The organism is Pandoraea anapnoica, from assembly GCF_902459765.1.
Lineage (GTDB): Bacteria > Pseudomonadota > Gammaproteobacteria > Burkholderiales > Burkholderiaceae > Pandoraea > Pandoraea anapnoica.
Genome location: NZ_CABPSP010000024.1, coordinates 19,494 through 39,371 on the forward strand (window position 1 = coordinate 19,494; position 19,878 = coordinate 39,371).

The 19,878-nt window shown below is 64.1% G+C and carries 16 protein-coding genes; 7 read left to right on the plus strand and 9 right to left on the minus strand.

The annotated features are described in order from the left end of the window. Nucleotides 1-14: 14 nt before the first annotated feature. From PAN31117_RS26455 to PAN31117_RS26475, 5 genes are all read right to left on the minus strand, one after another. Complete coding sequence (locus PAN31117_RS26455) at nt 15-2,714, minus strand: nitrate reductase (protein WP_150740813.1); 2,700 nt, start codon at nt 2,712-2,714, stop codon at nt 15-17. A gap of 69 nt (nt 2,715-2,783) precedes the next feature. Further along, nucleotides 2,784-3,149, minus strand: a complete 366-nt coding sequence (nirD, locus tag PAN31117_RS26460) for a nitrite reductase small subunit NirD (protein ID WP_150740814.1) — start codon at nt 3,147-3,149, stop codon at nt 2,784-2,786. A 9-nt stretch (nt 3,150-3,158) separates the two neighbouring features. Further along, entirely contained in the window at nt 3,159-5,636 is a 2,478-nt protein-coding gene (gene nirB, locus PAN31117_RS26465; RefSeq protein WP_150740815.1) for a nitrite reductase large subunit NirB, read from the minus strand. A gap of 355 nt (nt 5,637-5,991) precedes the next feature. Further along, nucleotides 5,992-7,395 (minus strand): MFS transporter, encoded by a 1,404-nt coding sequence (locus PAN31117_RS26470; RefSeq protein ID WP_246189266.1) that lies wholly within the window; start codon nt 7,393-7,395, stop codon nt 5,992-5,994. Then, a complete protein-coding gene (locus tag PAN31117_RS26475) occupies nt 7,396-8,565 on the minus strand; it encodes an acyl-CoA dehydrogenase family protein (RefSeq protein ID WP_150740816.1) in 1,170 nt (389 codons plus the stop codon). It abuts the gene before it with no gap. Nucleotides 8,566-8,786: 221 nt separating this feature from the next. Between PAN31117_RS26475 and PAN31117_RS26480 the strand changes: the two genes are divergently transcribed. Genes PAN31117_RS26480 through PAN31117_RS26500 form a run of 5 tightly spaced genes read left to right on the plus strand, consistent with a single transcriptional unit; the run spans nt 8,787 to nt 13,988 of the window. Next, complete coding sequence (locus PAN31117_RS26480; protein ID WP_150740817.1) at nt 8,787-9,260, plus strand: MarR family winged helix-turn-helix transcriptional regulator; 474 nt, start codon at nt 8,787-8,789, stop codon at nt 9,258-9,260. A gap of 15 nt (nt 9,261-9,275) precedes the next feature. After that, complete coding sequence (locus PAN31117_RS26485) at nt 9,276-11,291, plus strand: FUSC family protein (protein WP_150740818.1); 2,016 nt, start codon at nt 9,276-9,278, stop codon at nt 11,289-11,291. After that, a complete protein-coding gene (locus tag PAN31117_RS26490; RefSeq protein ID WP_150740819.1) occupies nt 11,288-11,497 on the plus strand; it encodes a DUF1656 domain-containing protein in 210 nt (69 codons plus the stop codon). The genes PAN31117_RS26485 and PAN31117_RS26490 overlap by 4 nt, the downstream gene beginning before the upstream one ends. Beyond that, the gene (locus tag PAN31117_RS26495; protein ID WP_150740820.1) at nt 11,494-12,465 is read left to right on the plus strand and encodes an efflux RND transporter periplasmic adaptor subunit; all 972 of its coding nucleotides are present in this window, start codon (nt 11,494-11,496) and stop codon (nt 12,463-12,465) included. The genes PAN31117_RS26490 and PAN31117_RS26495 overlap by 4 nt, the downstream gene beginning before the upstream one ends. A 26-nt stretch (nt 12,466-12,491) precedes the next feature. After that, nucleotides 12,492-13,988 (plus strand): efflux transporter outer membrane subunit, encoded by a 1,497-nt coding sequence (locus PAN31117_RS26500; RefSeq protein WP_370855793.1) that lies wholly within the window; start codon nt 12,492-12,494, stop codon nt 13,986-13,988. A gap of 262 nt (nt 13,989-14,250) precedes the next feature. On the opposite strand, the gene PAN31117_RS26505 is transcribed toward PAN31117_RS26500, so the two are convergent. The 3 genes from PAN31117_RS26505 to PAN31117_RS26515 all read right to left on the minus strand — a co-directional run bounded on the left by PAN31117_RS26505 (nt 14,251) and on the right by PAN31117_RS26515 (nt 16,733). Then, nucleotides 14,251-14,514 (minus strand): DUF4148 domain-containing protein, encoded by a 264-nt coding sequence (locus PAN31117_RS26505; RefSeq protein WP_039400593.1) that lies wholly within the window; start codon nt 14,512-14,514, stop codon nt 14,251-14,253. A gap of 409 nt (nt 14,515-14,923) precedes the next feature. After that, complete coding sequence (locus tag PAN31117_RS26510; protein ID WP_150740821.1) at nt 14,924-15,691, minus strand: autoinducer binding domain-containing protein; 768 nt, start codon at nt 15,689-15,691, stop codon at nt 14,924-14,926. A gap of 148 nt (nt 15,692-15,839) precedes the next feature. Continuing rightward, the gene (locus tag PAN31117_RS26515; protein ID WP_150740822.1) at nt 15,840-16,733 is read right to left on the minus strand and encodes a LysR family transcriptional regulator; all 894 of its coding nucleotides are present in this window, start codon (nt 16,731-16,733) and stop codon (nt 15,840-15,842) included. A 162-nt stretch (nt 16,734-16,895) separates the two neighbouring features. On the opposite strand from PAN31117_RS26515, the gene PAN31117_RS26520 reads away from it, so the two are divergent. Continuing rightward, a complete protein-coding gene (locus tag PAN31117_RS26520) occupies nt 16,896-18,071 on the plus strand; it encodes an MFS transporter (RefSeq protein WP_150740823.1) in 1,176 nt (391 codons plus the stop codon). On the opposite strand, the gene PAN31117_RS26525 is transcribed toward PAN31117_RS26520, so the two are convergent. Next, nucleotides 17,971-18,924, minus strand: a complete 954-nt coding sequence (locus tag PAN31117_RS26525; RefSeq protein WP_150740824.1) for a LysR family transcriptional regulator — start codon at nt 18,922-18,924, stop codon at nt 17,971-17,973. The genes PAN31117_RS26520 and PAN31117_RS26525 overlap by 101 nt on opposite strands. Before the next feature lie 202 nt (nt 18,925-19,126). On the opposite strand from PAN31117_RS26525, the gene PAN31117_RS26530 reads away from it, so the two are divergent. Next, the gene (locus tag PAN31117_RS26530; protein ID WP_150664260.1) at nt 19,127-19,726 is read left to right on the plus strand and encodes a nitroreductase family protein; all 600 of its coding nucleotides are present in this window, start codon (nt 19,127-19,129) and stop codon (nt 19,724-19,726) included. Nucleotides 19,727-19,878 lie beyond the last annotated feature (152 nt).

The following is a 19,878-nucleotide window of genomic DNA, read 5'->3' on the forward strand; positions in this document are numbered from 1 at the left end:
GTCGCTCACGACACTTAAGCTGCATTCGTCGTCACCGCTGACGCCGCACACATGCGCTGCAACTCCGGCACGCACGAACCGCAAACCGTCCCGCAGCCAAGCTTCGTCTTCAGTTGCGCGACGTCGGCACCGGCGGCAATCGCCGCGTCGATGCTCGACGCCGTCACCGACTTGCACTGACAGACGGTGCGATCTCGCGGCACCGCCGGCCCGCTATCGGCCACGAAGACTGCGTGACGTGCGCGCATCCACGGTGACGCCTCTCTCACGCGAGCCAACAACGTTGTCGATCCCGTGACATCCACCTCGCTGCCCGCGACCAGCACACCGTCGATGAGCGTGTCGCGCCACGCCACGCGCTTGGTCATTGCACGGCGCGCGTCGCGATATTCCAGCAGCGATTCGTCTCGCGGCAAGGCCAACGCCGTATGCAGACGCTCCAGCCAATCGGCATCGGGCTCGGCATCGGCAGCCGTCACCACCAGCCGGTCGTCGCCCTCCAGACGTACCGTCGCAAACCGTCGCTCCGCGAGCAACGGCTGCACGGCCGCATGCAATTGCAGCGCATCGCCACGACGCACCGCCGCCACGCGCCACGGCAGCGTCAACGGCTCGACACGCACCGCTGCATGCTTCAATTCCGGTTGCTTCGAGTATTTGTCGACGGCACCGATCGTCGTATCGTTCACGCCGCCGCCACCGAGAAACTGACCGCTCCAGTGCATCGGGACGAACACCGTGCCCGACGCCACGTCGTCGCTCACCATCAGCGTCAGCACGCGTTCGCCGCGACGGCTCGACAGGCGCACGAAGTCGCCCGCTCGCAGGCTGCGACGCGCAGCATCCGCCGGATGCATCGTGAGCGCCGGTTCAGGCGCGTGTTCGAACAACTGCCCCACGCGTCCCGTGCGGCTCATACCATGCCACTGATCGCGCAACCGTCCGGTGATCAGACGCAGCGGATGTCGCGCGTTGATCGACTCGGCCACCGGGCGATACTCGAACGCATGAAAGCGTGCACGGCCATCGCCGGTCGCGAACACGCCGTCCTCATAGCGACGTGCTGCACCGTGCGCAGCACCCGCCGGATACGGCCACTGCTGCGGACCGTCGCGCTCCAGTAAGGCGTAGTCGATGCCGCCGATATCGAGATCGCGGCCGAGCGTGAGCGCGCGGTGCTCTTCGAAGATCGTCTCGATGGACGAAAACGCGAACGGCTCGGGCGACGCGTCGAGCTTCGGCGCGAGACGCCGCGCCACCTCACTAGCAATCCACCAGTCGGCACGTGCATCGCCGGGTGCGGGGATCGCCGCACGCACGCGGGAAATCCGTCGCTCGGAATTCGTGACGGTACCGGCCTTCTCCCCCCAACTCGCGGCGGGGAGCAGCACATCCGCATAGGGCACCGTATCCGTCTGATGAAAAGCTTCCTGCACGACGACGAACTCAGCCGTTGCCAGCGCTTCGCGCACGCGTGCGCTGTCCGGCATCGAGTGCACGGGGTTCGTGCAGGCAATCCAGATCGCCTTGATCCGCTCATCGCGCACGGCGTCGAACATCTCCACAGCGGGCAGACCCGGCGTGTCGGAGAGTCCCTTCACGCCCCAGAGCTGCTCGACTTCGGCACGATGGGCCACGTTGCCGATATCGCGATGCGCGGCGAGCATGGTGGCCAGTCCGCCGACTTCGCGTCCGCCCATGGCGTTGGGCTGACCGGTCAGCGAGAACGGCCCGGCACCGGCGCGTCCGATCTGCCCCGTTGCCAGATGCAGATGAATGAGCGCGAGGTTCTTCTCCGTGCCGTGGCTCGACTGATTGAGCCCCATGCAATAGAGCGAGAGGGCTGCCGGGCTTTCCCCGAACCATTCCGCCGCCTGACGCAACGCCGACTCTTCAATGCCGCAGATATCCGCGACGAGCTGCGGCGGATAGGCGCGCAACACTTGCTTGAGGGCATCGAACCCTTCCGTATGCGCGTCGATATAGCGACGGTCGATGCGCCCTTCCCAGATGAGGTGGTGCAGCATGCCGTGAAACAACGCGACGTCCGTGCCCGGCACGATCGCCAGGTGCAAGTCCGCCATCGCCGCCGTATCGGTGCGGCGCGGATCGACTACGATCCAGCGAATCGACGGGTCAAGCGCCTTCGCCGCCTCCAGACGCCGGAACAGCACCGGATGCGCATACGCCATGTTGCTGCCCGCGAAGATCACCGTACGGGCGGCTTCGAGATCGTCGTAGCACGTGGGCGGGCCGTCGGCACCGAGCGCCATTTTGTACGCGCTTACGGCGCTCGACATACAAAGTCGCGAGTTCGTGTCGATGTTATTAGTGCGCACCAGCCCTTTCGCGAGCTTGTTGAAGACGTAGTAGTCCTCGGTCAGCAACTGTCCCGAGACGTAGAACGCCACGGAGTCCGGTCCGTGACGGCGGATGACGTCGGCAAAGCGCGACGCCACCGTTTCCAGCGCGGCATCCCACGTCGCAGGGACACGCTCGGCATCGCGCGCAGCACGCATCTCGGGCATCAGCACACGCCCGGCGAGCGATTGCGCGGTCAGCGGCAGCGTCATGCCCTTGCTGCATAGCCGCCCGTAGTTCGCCGGATGATTCGGATCGCCCTTCACGCCGACGATGCGCTCGCCGTCGCTCTCGACGAGCATGCCGCAACCGACGCCGCAGTAGCAGCAGGTGGTTTGCGTGAGGGTTGTCATGAGGACTCCGGCGCTTGTGGGTAGGTGTCGCGGGTGATTTCGCGATACGGAGAACAAGGGCGGCGACCGTCAGGCCGCGACCGTCTCGATCGCAGTGGTGCCCACCGTCTCGTCAATCGACAGATACACCTCGCCCGCGTCGATCCGCACCGGGAAGCGCTGCGCGCAACCGACGTCCGGTGCGCAGGCCTCGCCCGTCGTCAGATCGATGTTCCAGGCGTGCAGTGGACACGTCACCTTCTCGCCGTGCACGATCCCCTGCGACAACGCGCCGCCCTTGTGAGGGCACTTGTCGCGCAGCGCGAAAACGTTGTCGCTCTCGGTGCGAAACAGTGCAATGTTGCCGCTTGCATGTGTGAGCACACGCGTGCCCAGACGCGGGATCGCATTTAGGTCGCAGACATGCAGCCAGATCGGTTGGGATGGCGTCGTCATGGGATTTCCTCAGGCAGTCGTGGTTTCGGTCGTGACTTCGGCAGGCGCTGTGCTCTGCGCCGTCGTCGTGAGCGGCCGGTACTCGTTGGCTTGCGCTCCGTTGATACGCGCCTGCCACGGGTCGGGCAGTCCGTCGAGCGAGAACAACAGACGCTCGTACAGTGCCCGGCGATTGGCGGCGTCCGCCACCACGCGCTGCTTCACGTAATCGAGGCCCACACGATCGAGGTAATGCACCGTGCGGTCGAGGTAGTACGCTTGCTCGCGATACAACTGAAGGAACGCGCCGGTGTACTCCTTGACCTCCTCAGCCGTCTTCACCTTCACGAGGAACTGCGCCACTTCGGTCTTGATGCCGCCGTTGCCGCCCACATACAGCTCCCAGCCCGAGTCGACGGCAATCACGCCCACGTCCTTGATCCCCGCTTCGGCGCAGTTGCGCGGGCAGCCCGACACGGCCAGCTTCACCTTGTGCGGCGACCACATGTTCGCGAGCATCGTCTCCAGATCGATGCCCATCTGCGTACTGTTCTGCGTGCCGAAGCGGCAGAACTCGCTCCCCACACATGTCTTCACGGTGCGGATCGACTTTCCGTAAGCGTGGCCCGACGGCATGCCCAGATCGCGCCAGACATTCACCAGATCGTCCTTTTTCACGCCAAGCAAGTCGATGCGCTGACCACCCGTGACCTTGACCATCGGAATCTGATACTTGTCGGCCACGTCGGCAATGCGGCGCAGTTCGCTCGCATTCGTCACACCGCCCTTCATCTGCGGGACGACGGAGAACGTGTTGTCCTTCTGGATGTTGGCGTGCACACGTTCGTTGACGAAGCGGCTTTGCGGATCGTCCACCGCTTCCTTCGGCCACGTGCTGAGCATGTAGTAGTTCAGCGCCGGACGGCACGTTGCGCAGCCGTTGGGGGTGCGCCATTCGAGGAAGTCGAAGGCGGCGCGATGCGTCGTCAGGCGATGCTCACGCACTGCGCGACGCACATCCGCGTGCGAAAGGTCAGTGCAGCCGCACACGGCCTTTTCTTTCGGCGCGGCGTCGTAGGTCGAGCCGAGCGTGCTCATCAGAATCTGTTCACACAGCCCCGCGCACGAGCCGCAGGAGCTGGCGGCCTTGGTGTGCTTCTTCACTTCGTCAAGCGTGAAGAGGCCCTTCTCGGTGATGGCCTTGACGATGGTGCCCTTGCAAACGCCGTTGCAGCCGCAGACCTCGTCGGTATCCGCCATGGCCGACGCGCGGTTCTGCCCTTGCGTGCCGACGTCGCCCACGCTCGACTCGCCGAACATGATGCGCTCGCGCAACTCGCCCAGCGTGCGCCCTTCGCGCAGCAGCTTGAAGTACCACGCGCCGTCGGCCGTGTCGCCATACAGACAGGCACCGACGAGCTTGTCGTCGCGAATCACGAGCTTCTTGTAGACGCCGCTCGCCGGGTCCGACAGCACGATTTCCTCCGTGCCTTCGCCGCCCAGAAAGTCGCCTGCCGAGAACAGATCGATGCCCGTGACCTTGAGCTTGGTGGAGAGCACCGAGCCGCGATAGCTGCCTATGCCCATCAACGCCAGGTGATTCGCGCAGACCTTGGCCTGCTCGAACAACGGCGCGACGAGACCGTACGCCACGCCGCGATGGCTCACGCACTCGCCCACGGCGTAGATGCGCGGATCGTAGGTTTGCAGCGTGTCCGACACCACAATGCCGCGTGCGCAGTGCAAACCGGCCGCTTCGGCCAGCGTGGTATTCGGACGGATGCCTGCGGCCATCACGACGAGATCTGCCGCGATTTCTTCGCCGTTGCTGAATTTCACGGCGCGCACGCAGCGGTTGTCGTCGCCGAGAATCTCCGACGTCTGATGCGACAAGCGGAACACAAGGCCGCGCGCTTCGAGCGACTGTTGCAGCAGCTTGCCCGCCGTGCTGTCGAGCTGACGCTCCAGCAGCGTGTCGGCCAGATGCACGACCGTGACGTCCATGCCGCGCAGTTTCAGGCCGTTGGCCGCTTCGAGCCCGAGCAGTCCACCGCCGATCACCACAGCGTGGCGCTTCACCTTGGCCGTCGCGATCATGATTTCGGTGTCGCGGATGTCGCGATAGCTGATCACGCCATCGAGATCCTTGCCCGGCACCGGCAGAATGAACGGGCTGGAACCGGTCGCGATGAGCAGACGGTCGTACGGCGCTTCAGTGCCGTCGGCACAGCGCACCACGCGGCGCCGACGGTCGATCTGCGTGACTTCCTTTCCCAGATGCAGCGTGATGCCCTTCTGCGCATACCAGTCGAGCGGATTGAGCACGATGTCCTGGAACGCCTGTTCCCCCGCGAGCACCGGCGAGAGCAGGATACGGTTGTAGTTCGGATGAGGCTCGGCGCCGAACACGGTGATGTCGTATTGGTTCGGTGCAATCTCAAGCAGCTCTTCGAGCGTGCGGATGCCGGCCATGCCGTTGCCGATGACGACGAGACGAGGTTTGCGCATGCTGTCTTCTCCTGTTGCGCCTGCAGCGCCCGAAAAACAAAACGGCGTCCATCCGTGCCGAAGCACAGAGGGACGCCGTTGTCCTGTGGGTACGTCGCAGGCTATCCCGCCCGACGTCGCACCTGAATTCTTTGCCGGCGACGCCTTTGCCGCTGGCCTTAACGCTAACGCAACAAGCGTGCCAGCACATGAGATATCGCCCGCAGGGCGTTGCCGCGCAATGAGAGAATCAGAAGTTGTCTATGGGAAACGTCCGAAAGTGACGTTGAAAACCGTCAAATCTGCTGCACCGCACCAGTGCATAACGCGAAGCCATCGCCCCGCGCGCACCAACTTGATGCCTGCATGCGGTGCGTCAATGGGCTTCGTTCGGTTTAGCACCTGACGATTTGTGTCCGCTGACTTGCGCGCCAGCGTCGTGCGGCAGGCGCATGCCGTCGATCATTGCGAGTAACGCAATCACCGCCATGACGACGAACGTCCAGCGGAAACTCGCGGTGCTGAACGGCGCCACCCCCGCCACTTCCGTGAACTTGAGGATGAGCGCACCGAGCGCGATGCCCATGCCCGTCATCATCTGCTGGAGCGCAGAGGACAGTGTCGCTGCCCCGCTCATGTCATCGGGTGGCACGTCTGCGAATGCCATCGTGGCAAGCGTGGTGAACTGCATCGACCGGCAGATGCCGCCGAACAGGAGCACGAGCGCGACGATCCAGAACGGCGTCGTCGACGACAGTGCCGCGCACGTCAGAAAGCCGATCACGACGAGCACACCGTTGCCCAGCAGCACACGACGGAAGCCGAAGCGCTTAAGAATCGGCGTCGTTGCGGGCTTGATGCCCAGATTGCCCGCGAAGAGTGCGAGCATCAGCAGGCCGGACGTCACCGCGCTCAGACCGAACGCCAGTTGGAACATCAGCGGCAGCAGAAACGGTGCGCTGCCGATCGTCATGCGAAAAAGCGAACCGCCCCACACCGTCACGGCGAACGTCTGCACGCGCATGGCCGCCAGATTGATGAGCGGGTGAGGCGTGTGCAGGAAGTGCCGGATCGACCAGCCCATCGAGAGCAATCCGATCGCGAGGCAACCGATCACCATCGGCCAGTCGGCGGGCGTGCGGCTCGCCAACTCGACGCCGAACATCAGCAGGCTCGCGCCGACGCCGCTCATCACAAAGCCCGGCAGATCGAACGGCTTGCGCTCGCCCGGCGAGGGGCCGACCAGCCACAATGCGCCCGCGAACGCCGCGAGGCCCAGCGGCACGTTGATCAGAAAGATCCAATGCCAGCTCCACGTAGACGAGATGAAACCGCCGAGCGCGGGACCGAGTACGGGCGCAGCAAGGCCCGGCCACGTGATCGTTGCGATGGCGCGCACCAGTTCCGGCTTGGGCGTATTGCGCAGCACGACGAGTCGCCCGACCGGCACCATCATCGCTCCGGCCAGCCCCTGAAGCACCCGGCAGGCGGTGAACATGCCGAGGCTCGTGCTCATCGCGCAGAGCACGGACGCCAGCGTGAAAAGCGCGATGGCAGCGGGGAATACGCGACGCGGCCCGAGCCGGTCCGCCAGCCAGCCGCTCGCCGGGATGAACGCTGCGAGTGCGACCAGATAAGCCGACAACCCGATGGACAGTTGCGACGGCGCGACGCCGAAGTCCGTCGCCATGGCGGGCAACGACGTGGTGATGATGGTGGCGTCGAGGTTCTCCATGAAGAACGTCGACGCCACCAGAAAGGGCAGCGCGCGTCGGCTCACTCAATCCTCTTGCATCAACGCGCGGCCAATGATGAGTTGCTGAATCTGTGTGGTGCCTTCATACAGACGCAGCAGACGCACGTCGCGATAGAAGCGCTCGACCTTGTATTCGTTGATGTAGCCCGCCCCGCCGTGGACCTGCACGCCGCGATCGGCCACGCGTCCGACCATCTCCGTGCAGAACAGCTTGGCGCACGACGCCCGCGTGCTGACGTCGGCGTCGCGCTTGCCTACGGGCTTGGCGTCGTATCGCACTGCGCAGTCCTGCACCATCGACCACCCGGCATAGAGTTCGGCCTGACTGTCGGCGAGCATCGCCTGCACTAACTGGAAGTCGCCGATGCGCTCACCGAACTGCTTGCGTTCGCGCGCATAGGCCACGGACTCGTCGAGAATGCGTTGCGCCATGCCGCAGGCGAGCGCCGCCACGTGCAGACGCCCCCGGTCGAGCACTTTCATGGCCGTCTTGAAGCCCTTGCCCGCCTCGCCGCCAATGATGTTCGACGCCGGGACTCGCGCGCCTTGCAGCACGACGTCGCAGGTCTTCGTGCCGCGCTGGCCCATCTTCTTGTCCGGCTTGCCCAGCGACAGGCCGGGCGTATCGGCCGGGACGATGAACGCCGAAATGCCACCGGCACCGTCGCCGCCGGTACGCGCCATCAGCGTGAATGCCCCGGCGCGCGGCGCGTTGGTGATGAAACGCTTCACGCCGTCGAGCACATAGACGTCGCCATCGCGCACAGCACGGGTCTTGAGCGCGGCCGCGTCCGATCCCACATCCGGCTCCGTCAGCGCGAACGACATGATCAGTTCGCCGCTCGCCACGCGCGGCAACAAATCGCGCTTCTGCGCGTCGGTGCCATCCATCAGAATGCCCTGCGAGCCGATGCCGACGTTCGTACCGAACACCGACCGGAAAGCCAGCGACGTCTGCCCGAATTCATAGGCCACACGCACTTCCTGCACCATCGACAGACCGATCCCGCCGAACTCCTCGGGAATCGACAGCCCGAACAGTCCCATCTCCTTCATCTCGTCGACGAGGGCGGCGGGCACTTCGTCGTGCTCCTCGACGTCGTTCTCGGCGGGCACGAGCCGCTCGCGGATAAAGCGTTGGACCGCAGCGAGCAACAGCTCGAACGATTCGCTATCCAGTCCCTTGGATGTCATTGGGCGTCCCTTGAAATATGTCGTAACACTTGGCAGAGGGCGCGAAGCCCGCGCGCCGGATGCCGCTATCTTACCCGCCGGAATCCCGGAAAGGCACGCCACATCGGCCTTGGCGACGTTTGGCGATGAACACCCCGACAAGGCTTCCCACGATTCCCACGGATTTCGCAACAGCCTATTAGCTAGCATCCTAATTATTAGTTAACATATAATCTTTCGCCATGACCTCCCTAGAATCGCTCCGCTTTGCCTTCACCAGCCATCTGCTGCTGGCGGGCAAGCAATGGCGGCAGTTATCGCAGGGCGCGATCGTCGAATACGGCATTTCCGCGGCGAGCGCAGGCCCCTTGTTGTTCATCCGCCGCCTTGGCCAGGGTGTGCGTCAGGTCGAGCTGGCCGAATACGTCGGGCTCGAAGGCGCGTCGCTCGTGCGTCTGCTCGATCAGTTGTGCGCGGCCGGTCTGGTCGTGCGCGAAGTGGATGCCAGCGACCGTCGCGCCAATGCGCTGCGACTCACCGAAGCGGGTGAAACGCTCGCCGAAAAGCTCGAAGTCGAACTCAGCCAGTTGCGTGCCAAGGTGTTCGCGAACATCCCCCGGGAAGATTTCGATGCCGTGCTGCGGGTGTTCGAGACGCTCAACCGCGCGGCGGATCCGGACGGCTCCATCCTCGCGATGGAACTCCCCAAGAAGTAGTCAAAGACGTCGATCGTGCTCACCTGGCCTTCCTCCCGCGACTGGATTTTCTCGATCAAGGCGTTTGTCGCCTCGATGCTGGCGCTTTACATCGCGCTCGCGCTCGGGCTGCCGCGTCCCTACTGGGCGATGGCCACCGTCTACATCGTCTCGCACCCGCTTACAGGCGCAACCCGCTCCAAGGCGTTGTACCGCGTGCTCGGCACGCTGCTGGGCGCAGCGGCGTCCATTGCGTTCGTGCCCGCGCTCGTCAACACGCCCGAATTGCTGATGGCCGCCGTCGGTCTCTGGACCGGCACGCTGCTTTACATCTCCTTACTCCATCGCTCGCCTCGCAGTTACGTGTTCTTGCTGGCGTCGTACACGCTGCCGCTCATCGCCCTGCCCGCCGTGAACACTCCGTCGGGCATTTTCGACATTGCCATCGCACGTTCGGAAGAGATCATTCTCGGCATCGTCTGTGCCAGCGTCGTGGGCGCGGTGATTCTGCCCACGAGCGTGGCGAAGGTGCTGCACGACCGCTCGACTCGCTGGCTCACCGACGCCGCGCGCTGGACCACCGATATGCTCTCGGCCGACCCCGAAGGCAAGGCCACGCGCCACATGAGCCGTCACCGCATGGCGGCCGACATTCTGGCGCTCGATCAGTTGATCAGCCAACTGTCGTATGACGCCGATACATCGGAGCGCGTGCGTGACGCGCAGGAACTGCGCGGGCGCATGACGATGATGATGCCGGTGCTCTCGACCGTGGCGTCGCTGGTGCAGACGTTACGTTTGCATCCGAACGGTTCCCCCGAAGCGCTCGAAGCCAAGATGGCGGAAATCGTGGCGTGGCTGCGCCGGGGCGCACCGTCGCCCGCGCCTGCGCATCTGCTCAAGCCGCCACAATCGGCCGGTGAAGCGTCGGACTGGTACGGCGCGCTCGTGTCCGCGACGGAAGACCGTCTGCGCTCGCTCGTGCAGTTGTGGCAGGACTGCGCTTCGCTGCAACGCCGCTTCGGCCTGCATGAAGACGCCCCCGAATGGACGCCCGCCTTCCCCCACTGGGAACTGGGTGGCGCGCGTCACTACGATCACGGCCTGCTGCTGTTCTCGACGATCTCGGCGGCACTCTGCACGTTCCTGATGGGCATGGCGTGGATCTACACGGGCTGGAACGACGGTGCGGCCGGCGTCTCGCTCGGCGCGGTGGCCTGCTGCTTCTTCGCGGCGATGGACGAGCCCGCACCGTTCATCCGCTCGTTCTTCTGGGCGACGGCCGTGTGCGTGGTGTTCGCCGCCGTGTATGTGTTCTTCATCCTGACAAACGCCCATGACTTCGGTCTGCTCGTTGCGCTCTTTGCCGTGCCGTTCGTGTTGCTCGGGACACTGATCCCGCAGCCGCGCTTCACAATGGTGGCAATGCTCGTAGCGGTGAACACGGCGACCTTCGTGGGGATTCAGGGCGGATACAACGCCGACTTCCAGAGCTTCCTGAACAACAATATCGCCGGTCTGGCCGGGGTGCTGTTCGCACTGTTGTGGACCTTGCAGACGCGTCCGTTCGGCACGCGCGTCGCCATGCGTCGGCTGATTCATTCGAGCTGGCGCGACATCGCAAAGAACGCGATGGGCCGCTCGGTGAGCGAACACAACCGGCTGCGTGCACGTTTGCTCGACCGACTCGGCCAGTTGGTGCCGCGTCTGGCGGCGAGCGAAAGCGAAACGTCGAGCGACGGTTTTACCGAAGTGCGCGTCGAACTCTCCGCGCTCGCCCTGCAACGCGAGTTGCCGAATCTGAATCCATCGCAGCGCAATGCCGTCGAGGCCGCGCTCTGCGACGTGGCGCGCTTCTACCAGTCTCGACTCGATGCACAGGTGAGCCAGCCCGACACCACGCTGCGAGACAAACTGCTGGGCGCCGTGCGCTCGCTGGTGGCCCATAGCGATCAAGCCTCGCGCAGTGCGCGCGCCTCGCTCATGGACATCCACGTCGCACTCTTCCCGCCTGCGTCCCCTACCCCCGCTTCGACCCGGAGTGCCCAATGAGCGGCGAGATCGACATCTACGGTGTATTCGTGCCGACGCTGCTGGCCCTGATGGTCGTGGCGTTCGTGCTGACAGGCGCGCTGCGCTTCGTGCTCGCGCGCATCGGCTTTTACAAACTCGTCTGGCACCGCTCCTTATTCAACCTCGCTGTGTACATCATCGCGCTGGGCGGCATCGTCGCCGTTGCGCACGCCTGCCAACCATGAAACTGAAACTTCGCTCTCTCGGCCCCGTCGTTCTGACGCTCGCGGTCTCCTGCGTGGCGGTCTACGTGCTGCTGCATCTCTGGGACTACTACACCGTCGCCCCGTGGACGCGCGATGGCCGTATTCGCGCCGACATCGTGCAGGTCGCCCCCGACGTCTCCGGCCTGATTACCGACGTCGAGGTCAAGGACAACCAGCCGGTGCACCGCGGCGATCTGCTGTTCGTGATCGACCGCGATCGCTACACGCTCGCGTTGCAGCAAGCCGAAGCGACCGCCGCCGCACAGCGCGCCACGCTTGCGCAGGCCCGTCGCGAGAACGCACGCAATCATCAGTTGACGGAAGTGGTGGCCAAGGAAGTCGTCGAAGCCGGTCAGGCCAAGGTCGAATCCGGTGAAGCGGCCGTGGCTCAGGCCGACGCTGCGGTGCGTCTTGCGAAGCTCAATCTGGAACGCACCCGCGTGCTTGCGCCCGCCGACGGCTATCTGAACGACCGTCTGCCGCGCGTGGGTGACTACGTGACGACGGGCCGTCCGGTCCTCTCGATGGTCGATGCGGGCTCGCTGCATGTCGAAGGCTATTTCGAAGAAACCAAGATGCGCGGCATCCATATCGGCGACAAGGTGGAAATTCGCCTGATGGGCGAGCATCACGTGCTGCATGGGCATGTGCAGAGCATCGTCGCCGGCATCGAGGATCGCGACCGCACCAGCGGCGCGTCGATGCTGCCGAACATCAACCCCACATTCAATTGGGTCCGTCTCGCGCAGCGCATTCCGGTGCGCATCGCGCTCGACGACGTACCCGCCGACATGCGTCTCGTCGCCGGTCGCACCGCCACGGTGACGGTCGTCGAAGGTCAGGACAAAGCAGACCCGCCGAAGCACGCGGCGCAGCCCGATGGCGCAGCACCGACGGCGATGGCCGCCGCCACGCGAAGCGACGCATCGGCAGGAGTGCGCAAGTGAGCGCGACAAGAACGACGAGAGCGGCCTTGAAGACCACTCGGCCCCGCCTCCTTCTTCTGAGCGCCGTGGCCGTCGCCGCTGCGCTTGCCTCAGGCTGTACGACGGTCGGTCCGGACTATCACCTTCCCGAGAATTCGGTCATGCGCTCGTCCGAGGCAAACGGCGCGATCGCGAATGTCTCGAAGCCAGGCGCAGTCTCCATCGAAGCGGTGCCGGACGACTGGTGGCAGTTGTACGACGATCCGAAGCTCGACGCGCTCGTGAAAGAAGCGCTCGCCGCCAATACGAACGTCCGCGTTGCGCTGGCCAACGTGCAACGCGCTGTCGCGCTGTATCACGAAGTGGAGTCCGAAAATCTCCCGCAAGGCGGTGTGCAGGCCGAAGCGGCCCGCGCACAGATTTCGGGCGAAAGTCTGCTCAAGGAAGAAAAGCTGCCGGTGGTGAACATTGCTGTCGCCACACTCGGCATCTCGTATCAGATCGACTTCTTCGGCAAGCTTGCCCGTGCGGACGAAGCCGCGCTCGCCGCCGCCGAAGCGAGTCAGGCAGCGCTCGATGTCGCGCGCGTGAGCGTGGCGGCGGAGACCGTGCGCGCGTACGTGCAGAGCTGCGCGGCCAATCACGAGTACGACATTGCCAACGAGCAACTGAAGTTGCAGGAACGCAGCGTCGCGATCACCCGCAAGCTGGTGGACGCCGGGCGCGATCAGCCGACCGATCTGCTGCGCGCACAGGCGCAAGCCGACACGTTGCGTGCCGGGCTGCCGCATTATCTGGCGCAGAACGAGGCCGCCAACTACCGGCTGGCCGTAATGCTCGGCAAGGTGCCGGGCACGCTCGACGCGAGTCTCACGCAATGCCGTCGGATTCCGCAGCTCACGCAGGCGCTGCCCGTCGGCGACGGCACGGCGCTGCTCAAGCGCCGCCCGGACGTGCGTCAGGCAGAGCGCGAACTGGCATCGGCCACGGCGAAGATCGGCGTGGCGACGGCGGACCTTTATCCGACGATTCGCTTCGGCGCATCGATTGGCGCGAACGGCGTGCTGGAACACTTCGGTCAGGGACGCACCGAACAATGGACCGTCGGTCCGATGATCTCGTGGTCGCTGCCGACCAACGGCGTGCGTTCGCACATCAAGGGCATGGAAGCTGGCGCGAACGCCGCCCTCGCGCATTTTGATGGTGTAGTGCTCAAGGCGATTCAGGAAACGCGGACGTCGCTCTCGGCGTACACCCACGAATTGCAACGCGACGATGCGCTGCGCGACGCACGCGACAAATCCCGTGCCGCCGCGCAACAGAACCACAAGCTCTATCAGGCGGGCCGCGCGCCGTACCTCACGAGCCTCGACGCCGAGCGCACGCACGCGAGCGCCGAAGCAGCACTCGCCGCCTCAGAAACGCAGGTCGCCATGGATCAGGTCAATCTGTTTCTGGCGCTGGGCGGCGGATGGCAATCGAGCGTCGCTCGCGACAAGGCCGCCATGGCCGACGCTCATTCGTCCGAAACATCCACGCATTGAAACGAGGTCGCTGGCGCGTATTTCACGATACGCTGCCGGACCTCCAGAAACACACAAGCCCCGTCGGGACCGAGGTCCTCTGGCGGGGCTGTGGCAAGTGACGCGCTAGGGCGTCGTCAGGAAGATTCGCGCGGCGCGGGCGGGACTCGTTAGCGTCGTCGATGCGATCGAACGAATCAGGCGGGCCGTCGGCGAATCGGGTACGGCTTCAGAGCTTCAGTGCATCTCGGGACTGACTGTCCCCCTTCCACACATCAAAACTTCAGTTGACTGCCGGGGCTTGCGGGGCAGCGCTGTGTTGTGCCGCTTCGATTTCGGCAGTGCGCTTTTGCAACTGGACCGATTGCTCGAAGGTGTACGGGAAGTTGAATTCCGTCACCGGCGACAAACCGAGTTCACGTGCAGCTTGCAGTTCGGCACGCACATGCTCACGGGTCACACCGGTCGATTGATCGGCAGCGAAAGCCGAGCCAGCGGCTACGGTCAGGCTGACCAGCGCAATGGCGCTCAGCAGGTTCTTTTTCATGGAAAACTCCTTTTATCGTTCGTATGACGTTCAAAGTGACGAAAACCGCTAACCAATCAGTTTTCGCCATGAGTAAATTATAGTTTTCCCTAGGAATTGAACTAGCCTCAAAGCGACAACACACCGTTTCGGAAAAGGTGTGAAATCGGCTGAATTTCAGGGGGGAATGTCTCGAAAATGGCGGGAATATGTCGCGCAATGGGCAAAGGCGACAAATGTGAAATCACGCAGATCTCTCGAAAATCGCGCGATTCTCACTCAATGAAAGTCGGGCGGCAGAAAGGATGAAAAATCCGACCGTTTGCGAACGGAAATCGCAAAGCAACGCGGTTTCGTGAGCCCCCCGGAAAAGGCGCTCACTAATCTCGTTTGAAAAGACGCAACTGCGGGAGTAACTGCGGAGATAACTTCAGGGGGAAATCAGACCGGTGCTGATCGCGGCAGCAATCGCCTGATGCCGGTTGACCGCGCCAAGTTTGCGCTTGGCATTATTGATGTGAAACGTGACGGTGTGCTCGGAGATCTTCAGGATCAATCCGATTTCCCAAGCCGTCTTCCCACGCGCGGCCCACAGCAGACTTTCGATCTCGCGCGGGCTGAGCTTGCCGGTGCAGCGGCTGGCCACCCACTGCATATCGAGTTGCTGAATCGCCTGATGGAAATACAACGCCGTCAGATAGATCTCACCGACCATGCGCGCTTCGAGTTCAGCCGATTCTTCCGGCGACTTCGCGGTCGCCGCGCTGAAGATCGCCCGCTCGCCCGCAGCACCATAGATAGGGATCGATACGCCGCTGCCCAGACCATGCGCTCTCGCGTCGGCAAAGATCGGATGCGGCCGCTTTTGCATGAGAAACGTGCGCCAGAGAATCGGCAGCGGCGACAGATTCGCGGCCACCAGCACCGGATCGACTTCGGCATATCCCGCGCTCTGATAGCGCTCGATCCAGGCAGGCGGAAATGTCGTGAAGATGTGGCGGCTCGGCATGCCTTGCGCAGAGATGATCTTATCTTCCATCTGGAATGCGGCGGCTTCTCGCTCGCGACGCGGCAACAACGGAGCGTAAAACAGCGCGTCGTATTCCAGCGTTTGCGTCAGCTTCTGAAACTCGGCGTCCAGCGCCTCGACCGAGCGGGCTCCCAGCAGCCCCTCATATCGATAAAGGTTGTGATGCATTGCGAGTTACACGTTCTCAATAATTGCCGGTTTGGATGCCGTTATTCGCGCATTGTAGTCCGAGCCTTGTGTTTTGCGGGGAGTAATTTTGCCCAATAAAACAACGACTCCTTTTCACGTGGAGTGCGAATCATTTTCTCATTGAATTTCACAACACGCTGCCCAGCCCCTCCAATGCCGACAAGACTTTTCGCAATCCCGGCGTGAGCGGTTTATCCTGCCTCACGACAATCGCCAACGTTCTCGTTAATTCCGGTGTGAGTGCCGATATACGCAATCCGCGTCGATGATGAACGGCATTCACCGACATTTTCGGCACGATGCTGTAACCGAGTCCTGCCGCCACCATCTCCTTGATGGCTTCAATGCTACCCAGCGCCATGACCGGACGCACGCGTAACCCGGCTTGTAGAAACCATTCGTCGATAAGCAGGCGGGTGCTGCTGCCGGATTCGAACGCGACCATGGGGGCGGCGGCCAGCGTGTGCGGCGTGACTTCGTCGCCCCACGTGTTGTCGTTCGCCGGCGCGATGGCGACGAACTCGTCGCGCAATACCGGCGTGACGTGCAGGCTTCGCCCCGCAGCGGGCAACGTCACGAGGCCGATATCGAGCCGGTTTTCCGTGACGGCCGCGACGACGTCGTCGGTGTTGCCCGTGCTCACCCGGATGTCCAGTTGCGGATAACGTTTGCGCATCGCGCGCAGCATGGGCGGCAGCAGGTGAATGCAGGCCGTCGCCCCCGTACCGATGGCCACTTCACCAGCGACGCCACGCGCGTGGCTCGACACGGCCTGCATCGCTTCTTCGACAGCGGCATCGATGCGGCGCGCGTGTTCGAGCAGCGTCAGCCCAGCCGATGTCGGCTTGAGCCGCTTGCCCACCCGGTCGATGAGGCGCACGTTCAGGCGGTGCTCCAGTTGACGCACCTGAAGGCTGACGGCCGGTTGAGACAGGTCGAGACGCACTGCCGCCGCCGAGAAACTCCCGGCGTCGACGACTTCGGCGAAGGTATGCAGTTGATCCAGATTCAGGCGTCGCATCTCAAAGTTTTCCTTATGAACTGGATAAGATGCCAAGACTTTACCAAGAGATGGCGCGAGCGCACCATGCAGAGCGTGAAGTACCCAGGGGCGTCCGAGCGCTCCAAAGCCTCGTCGACGTTTCGCGATGACGCCTGAACCCGGCCTTTCCCCCATATCGTCATGCCCCTCGTTCTCCGGCTCGGCCTCGCACAACTCATCAACTGGGGCGTGAGTTTCTATCTGCCCGGTGCCTTTGCATGGCGCATCGCGCGCGACACCGGCTGGGCGCAGACGTGGGTCTTCGCCGGTCCGTCACTCGCCATGCTGGTGATGGCCGCCGTGTCGCCGCTCTCGGGCCGCTGGCTCGAACGCATGGGGGGACGCCGCGTGATGTGCCTCGGCACCCTGATTTGCGCCGCGGGATGTGCCACGCTGGCTATGAGCACCACGCTCGTGCAGTTCTACGCGGCGTGGTGTTTGCTCGGCGTGGGCATGCGTCTGTCGTTGTACGACGCCGCTTTCGCCACACTTGCCGCCCTCTACGGCCCAAGCGCCCGTCGGCCGATGACACAGATCACACTGATCGGTGGCCTCGCCACGACCGTCTTCTGGCCGGTGGGCAACTGGCTTGGGGGCACGTGGGGATGGCGACCGGGGGTGCTCGTGTATGGCGCGTTCGGCCTGCTGGCGTGGGCCTTGCTGCGCAGCCTGCCGCCAACGCCCCCGCGCGCACCGGCCACCGACGGGAGCAGCAAGACACGCGCCCCGCTGCCGTGGCGGCCCGCCCTGCTCTACGGCGCGATCATGGCGCTGGTGTCGATCCTGTCGTCTGGGTTGGCGGCACACCTTACGTCGCTGTTGAGCGTGCGAGGGCTGCCGGTCGGGCTCGCCGCACTCTGGGGCTTGGGTCAGGTGTGTGCGCGAACGCTGGAGTGGCTTCAGCCGCGTCAGTCGAGCGCGGTGAATCTCAACGTCGTGGTCGGCTGCGGACTGCCGCTGTGCTTCGCGCTGGGATTGGCGGGGATGTCGTCCGTCATCGCCGCCGGGGTCTTCATCTTCTTCTACGGCGCGCTGAACGGACTGGCAACGCTGCTACGCGCCAGCCTCCCGCTCGAACTGTTCTCGCACGAAGCCTTCGCGCGGGCACTCGGCACGTTGCTCACCCCCGCCTTCGCGGTCTCGGCTGTCGCCCCCTGGGGCTACTCGGTCGCCCGCGCACACTGGGGCGACGCGGCCATCCTCTGGCTGTCGCTAATCATCGGCCTGCTGATCGCAGTGGCTGCGCTATCGCTGCGGCGTCTGGGGCAGACAGCGCCTGCTCCACAAATGTCCGAAGAAACTCGATCCATGTCTTGACCTTCGCGTCGAGGTACAGCCGCGACGCGTAGACCGCGTAGACGTTCGTCCCCTGCAACTCGTACTCGGGCAGCACTCGCACCAGCGAACCGCTGCGCAGCGCCGAGAGCGCCGAGAGCAACGGCACCGGCCCCACGCCGCAGCCGCTGATGAGCGCCGCCGCCAGCGAGTCGGCCGTGTTCACGCGTAGCCGCCCCGAGGGCACTGGCAACTTCACGCCGCCGTCCGGGCCTTCGAAAAGCCAGTGATCGACGGAGTAATGCGGCGCATTGAGGCGGACCTGCGTGTGCTGCGCCAGTTCGTCCAGCGAGCGCGGTGCGCCATGCTCGGCGAGATACTGGGGCGCGGCGCACAGCACCGACGCCATCCGGCAAATCCGTGCCGACACCAGCCCTGAGTCGGGCAACTGCGCCGTGGCGAGTCGTAGCGACACGTCGATGTTCTCCTCCAGCAGATCGGGCACGCGCGACGACAGCAGCAAGTCGGCCTCGACCTCCGGGTACTGCTCAAGGAAGCGCGCCAGCGCGGGCACCACGAACACCTGCCCGAAGCTGGCCGGCGCATGCAGACGCAGCGTGCCGCTGGGCGCGGCGCTCGCTGCCCCGGCTTCGGCCTCCGAGACGTCGACCAGCGCGATGATGTCGCGGCAACGCTCAAGGTAGCGCTTGCCTGCGTCAGTCAGGGCAAGCTTGCGTGTCGTGCGATGCAGCAGCCGCGTGCGCAGGTGCGCTTCGAGTTCGGAGATGGCCTTGGACACTTGAGGCGTGGTCATGTCGAGCGCGCGCGCCGCGCCTGCAAAGCTCGCAACGTCGGCCACGCGCACGAAGATCCGCATGTTCTTTAAGGTGTTCATGGAGGGCGATGATATCGCGGGACGGCGGTAGTACAGACGATTAAGCCACTGCGAGGACAAAGGCGTGCCCGCCGAGATAACCGCAAGTCATATGCACGTGCAGCGATATTCGTTGGGATCGGTGGTCGCACGGGGTATCCTAGCGGCCCGATCAGACGTATCTGAGCGCACTGATTGCACTTTTGCCGACGAGACTATTCGCATGACCGATATCACCACCCGCCAAGCCGATCATCCTATCGACCCGCAGTTCGTGGCCCGCTGGTCGCCGCGCGCGTTCAAGGACGAAACGATTCCCGAAGCCACCCTGCTGTCGTTCTTCGAAGCCGCCCGCTGGGCACCGTCGGCCTACAACGCGCAACCCTGGCGCTTCGTCTTCGCTCGTCGTGGCACGCCGCATTGGGACCAGTTCGTCGGCTTCCTCAACGAGTTCAACCAGACGTGGGCCAAGAACGCCGCCGCCATCGTCCTCGTGATCTCGAAGTCGACGCTCACGCCTCCGGGCAGCGACAAGGAAGTCCCGGCCCCGACCCACAGCTTCGACGCCGGCGCGGCGTGGGGCTACCTGGCGCTGCAAGCCTCGCTCTCGGGCTGGGCGACGCACGGTCTGGCCGGTATCGAACACGACAAGATCCGCAACGAACTCGATCTGTCGCCGAAGTACAAGATCGAAGCGGCCATCGCCATCGGCCGTCCGGGCGGCGACGTGAACGCACTGCCCGAAGGCCTGCGCGCCCGTGAAGTGCCGAGCCCGCGCGAGCCGATCGCCAAGATCGCTTCGGAAGGTCGCTTCGCGTTCTGAGGCACCCTCGCCTGTCGTCGCCACGTGGCTGACGGCTACGCATAAAAAAAACCCCGCCGGATCGCAAGACCCGGCGGGGTTAATGAGATGGTCACCCCCACCCTACACGCGGGTAACGCGGTAGGGTGTTTTCATTTTGGAGGGCCATCATG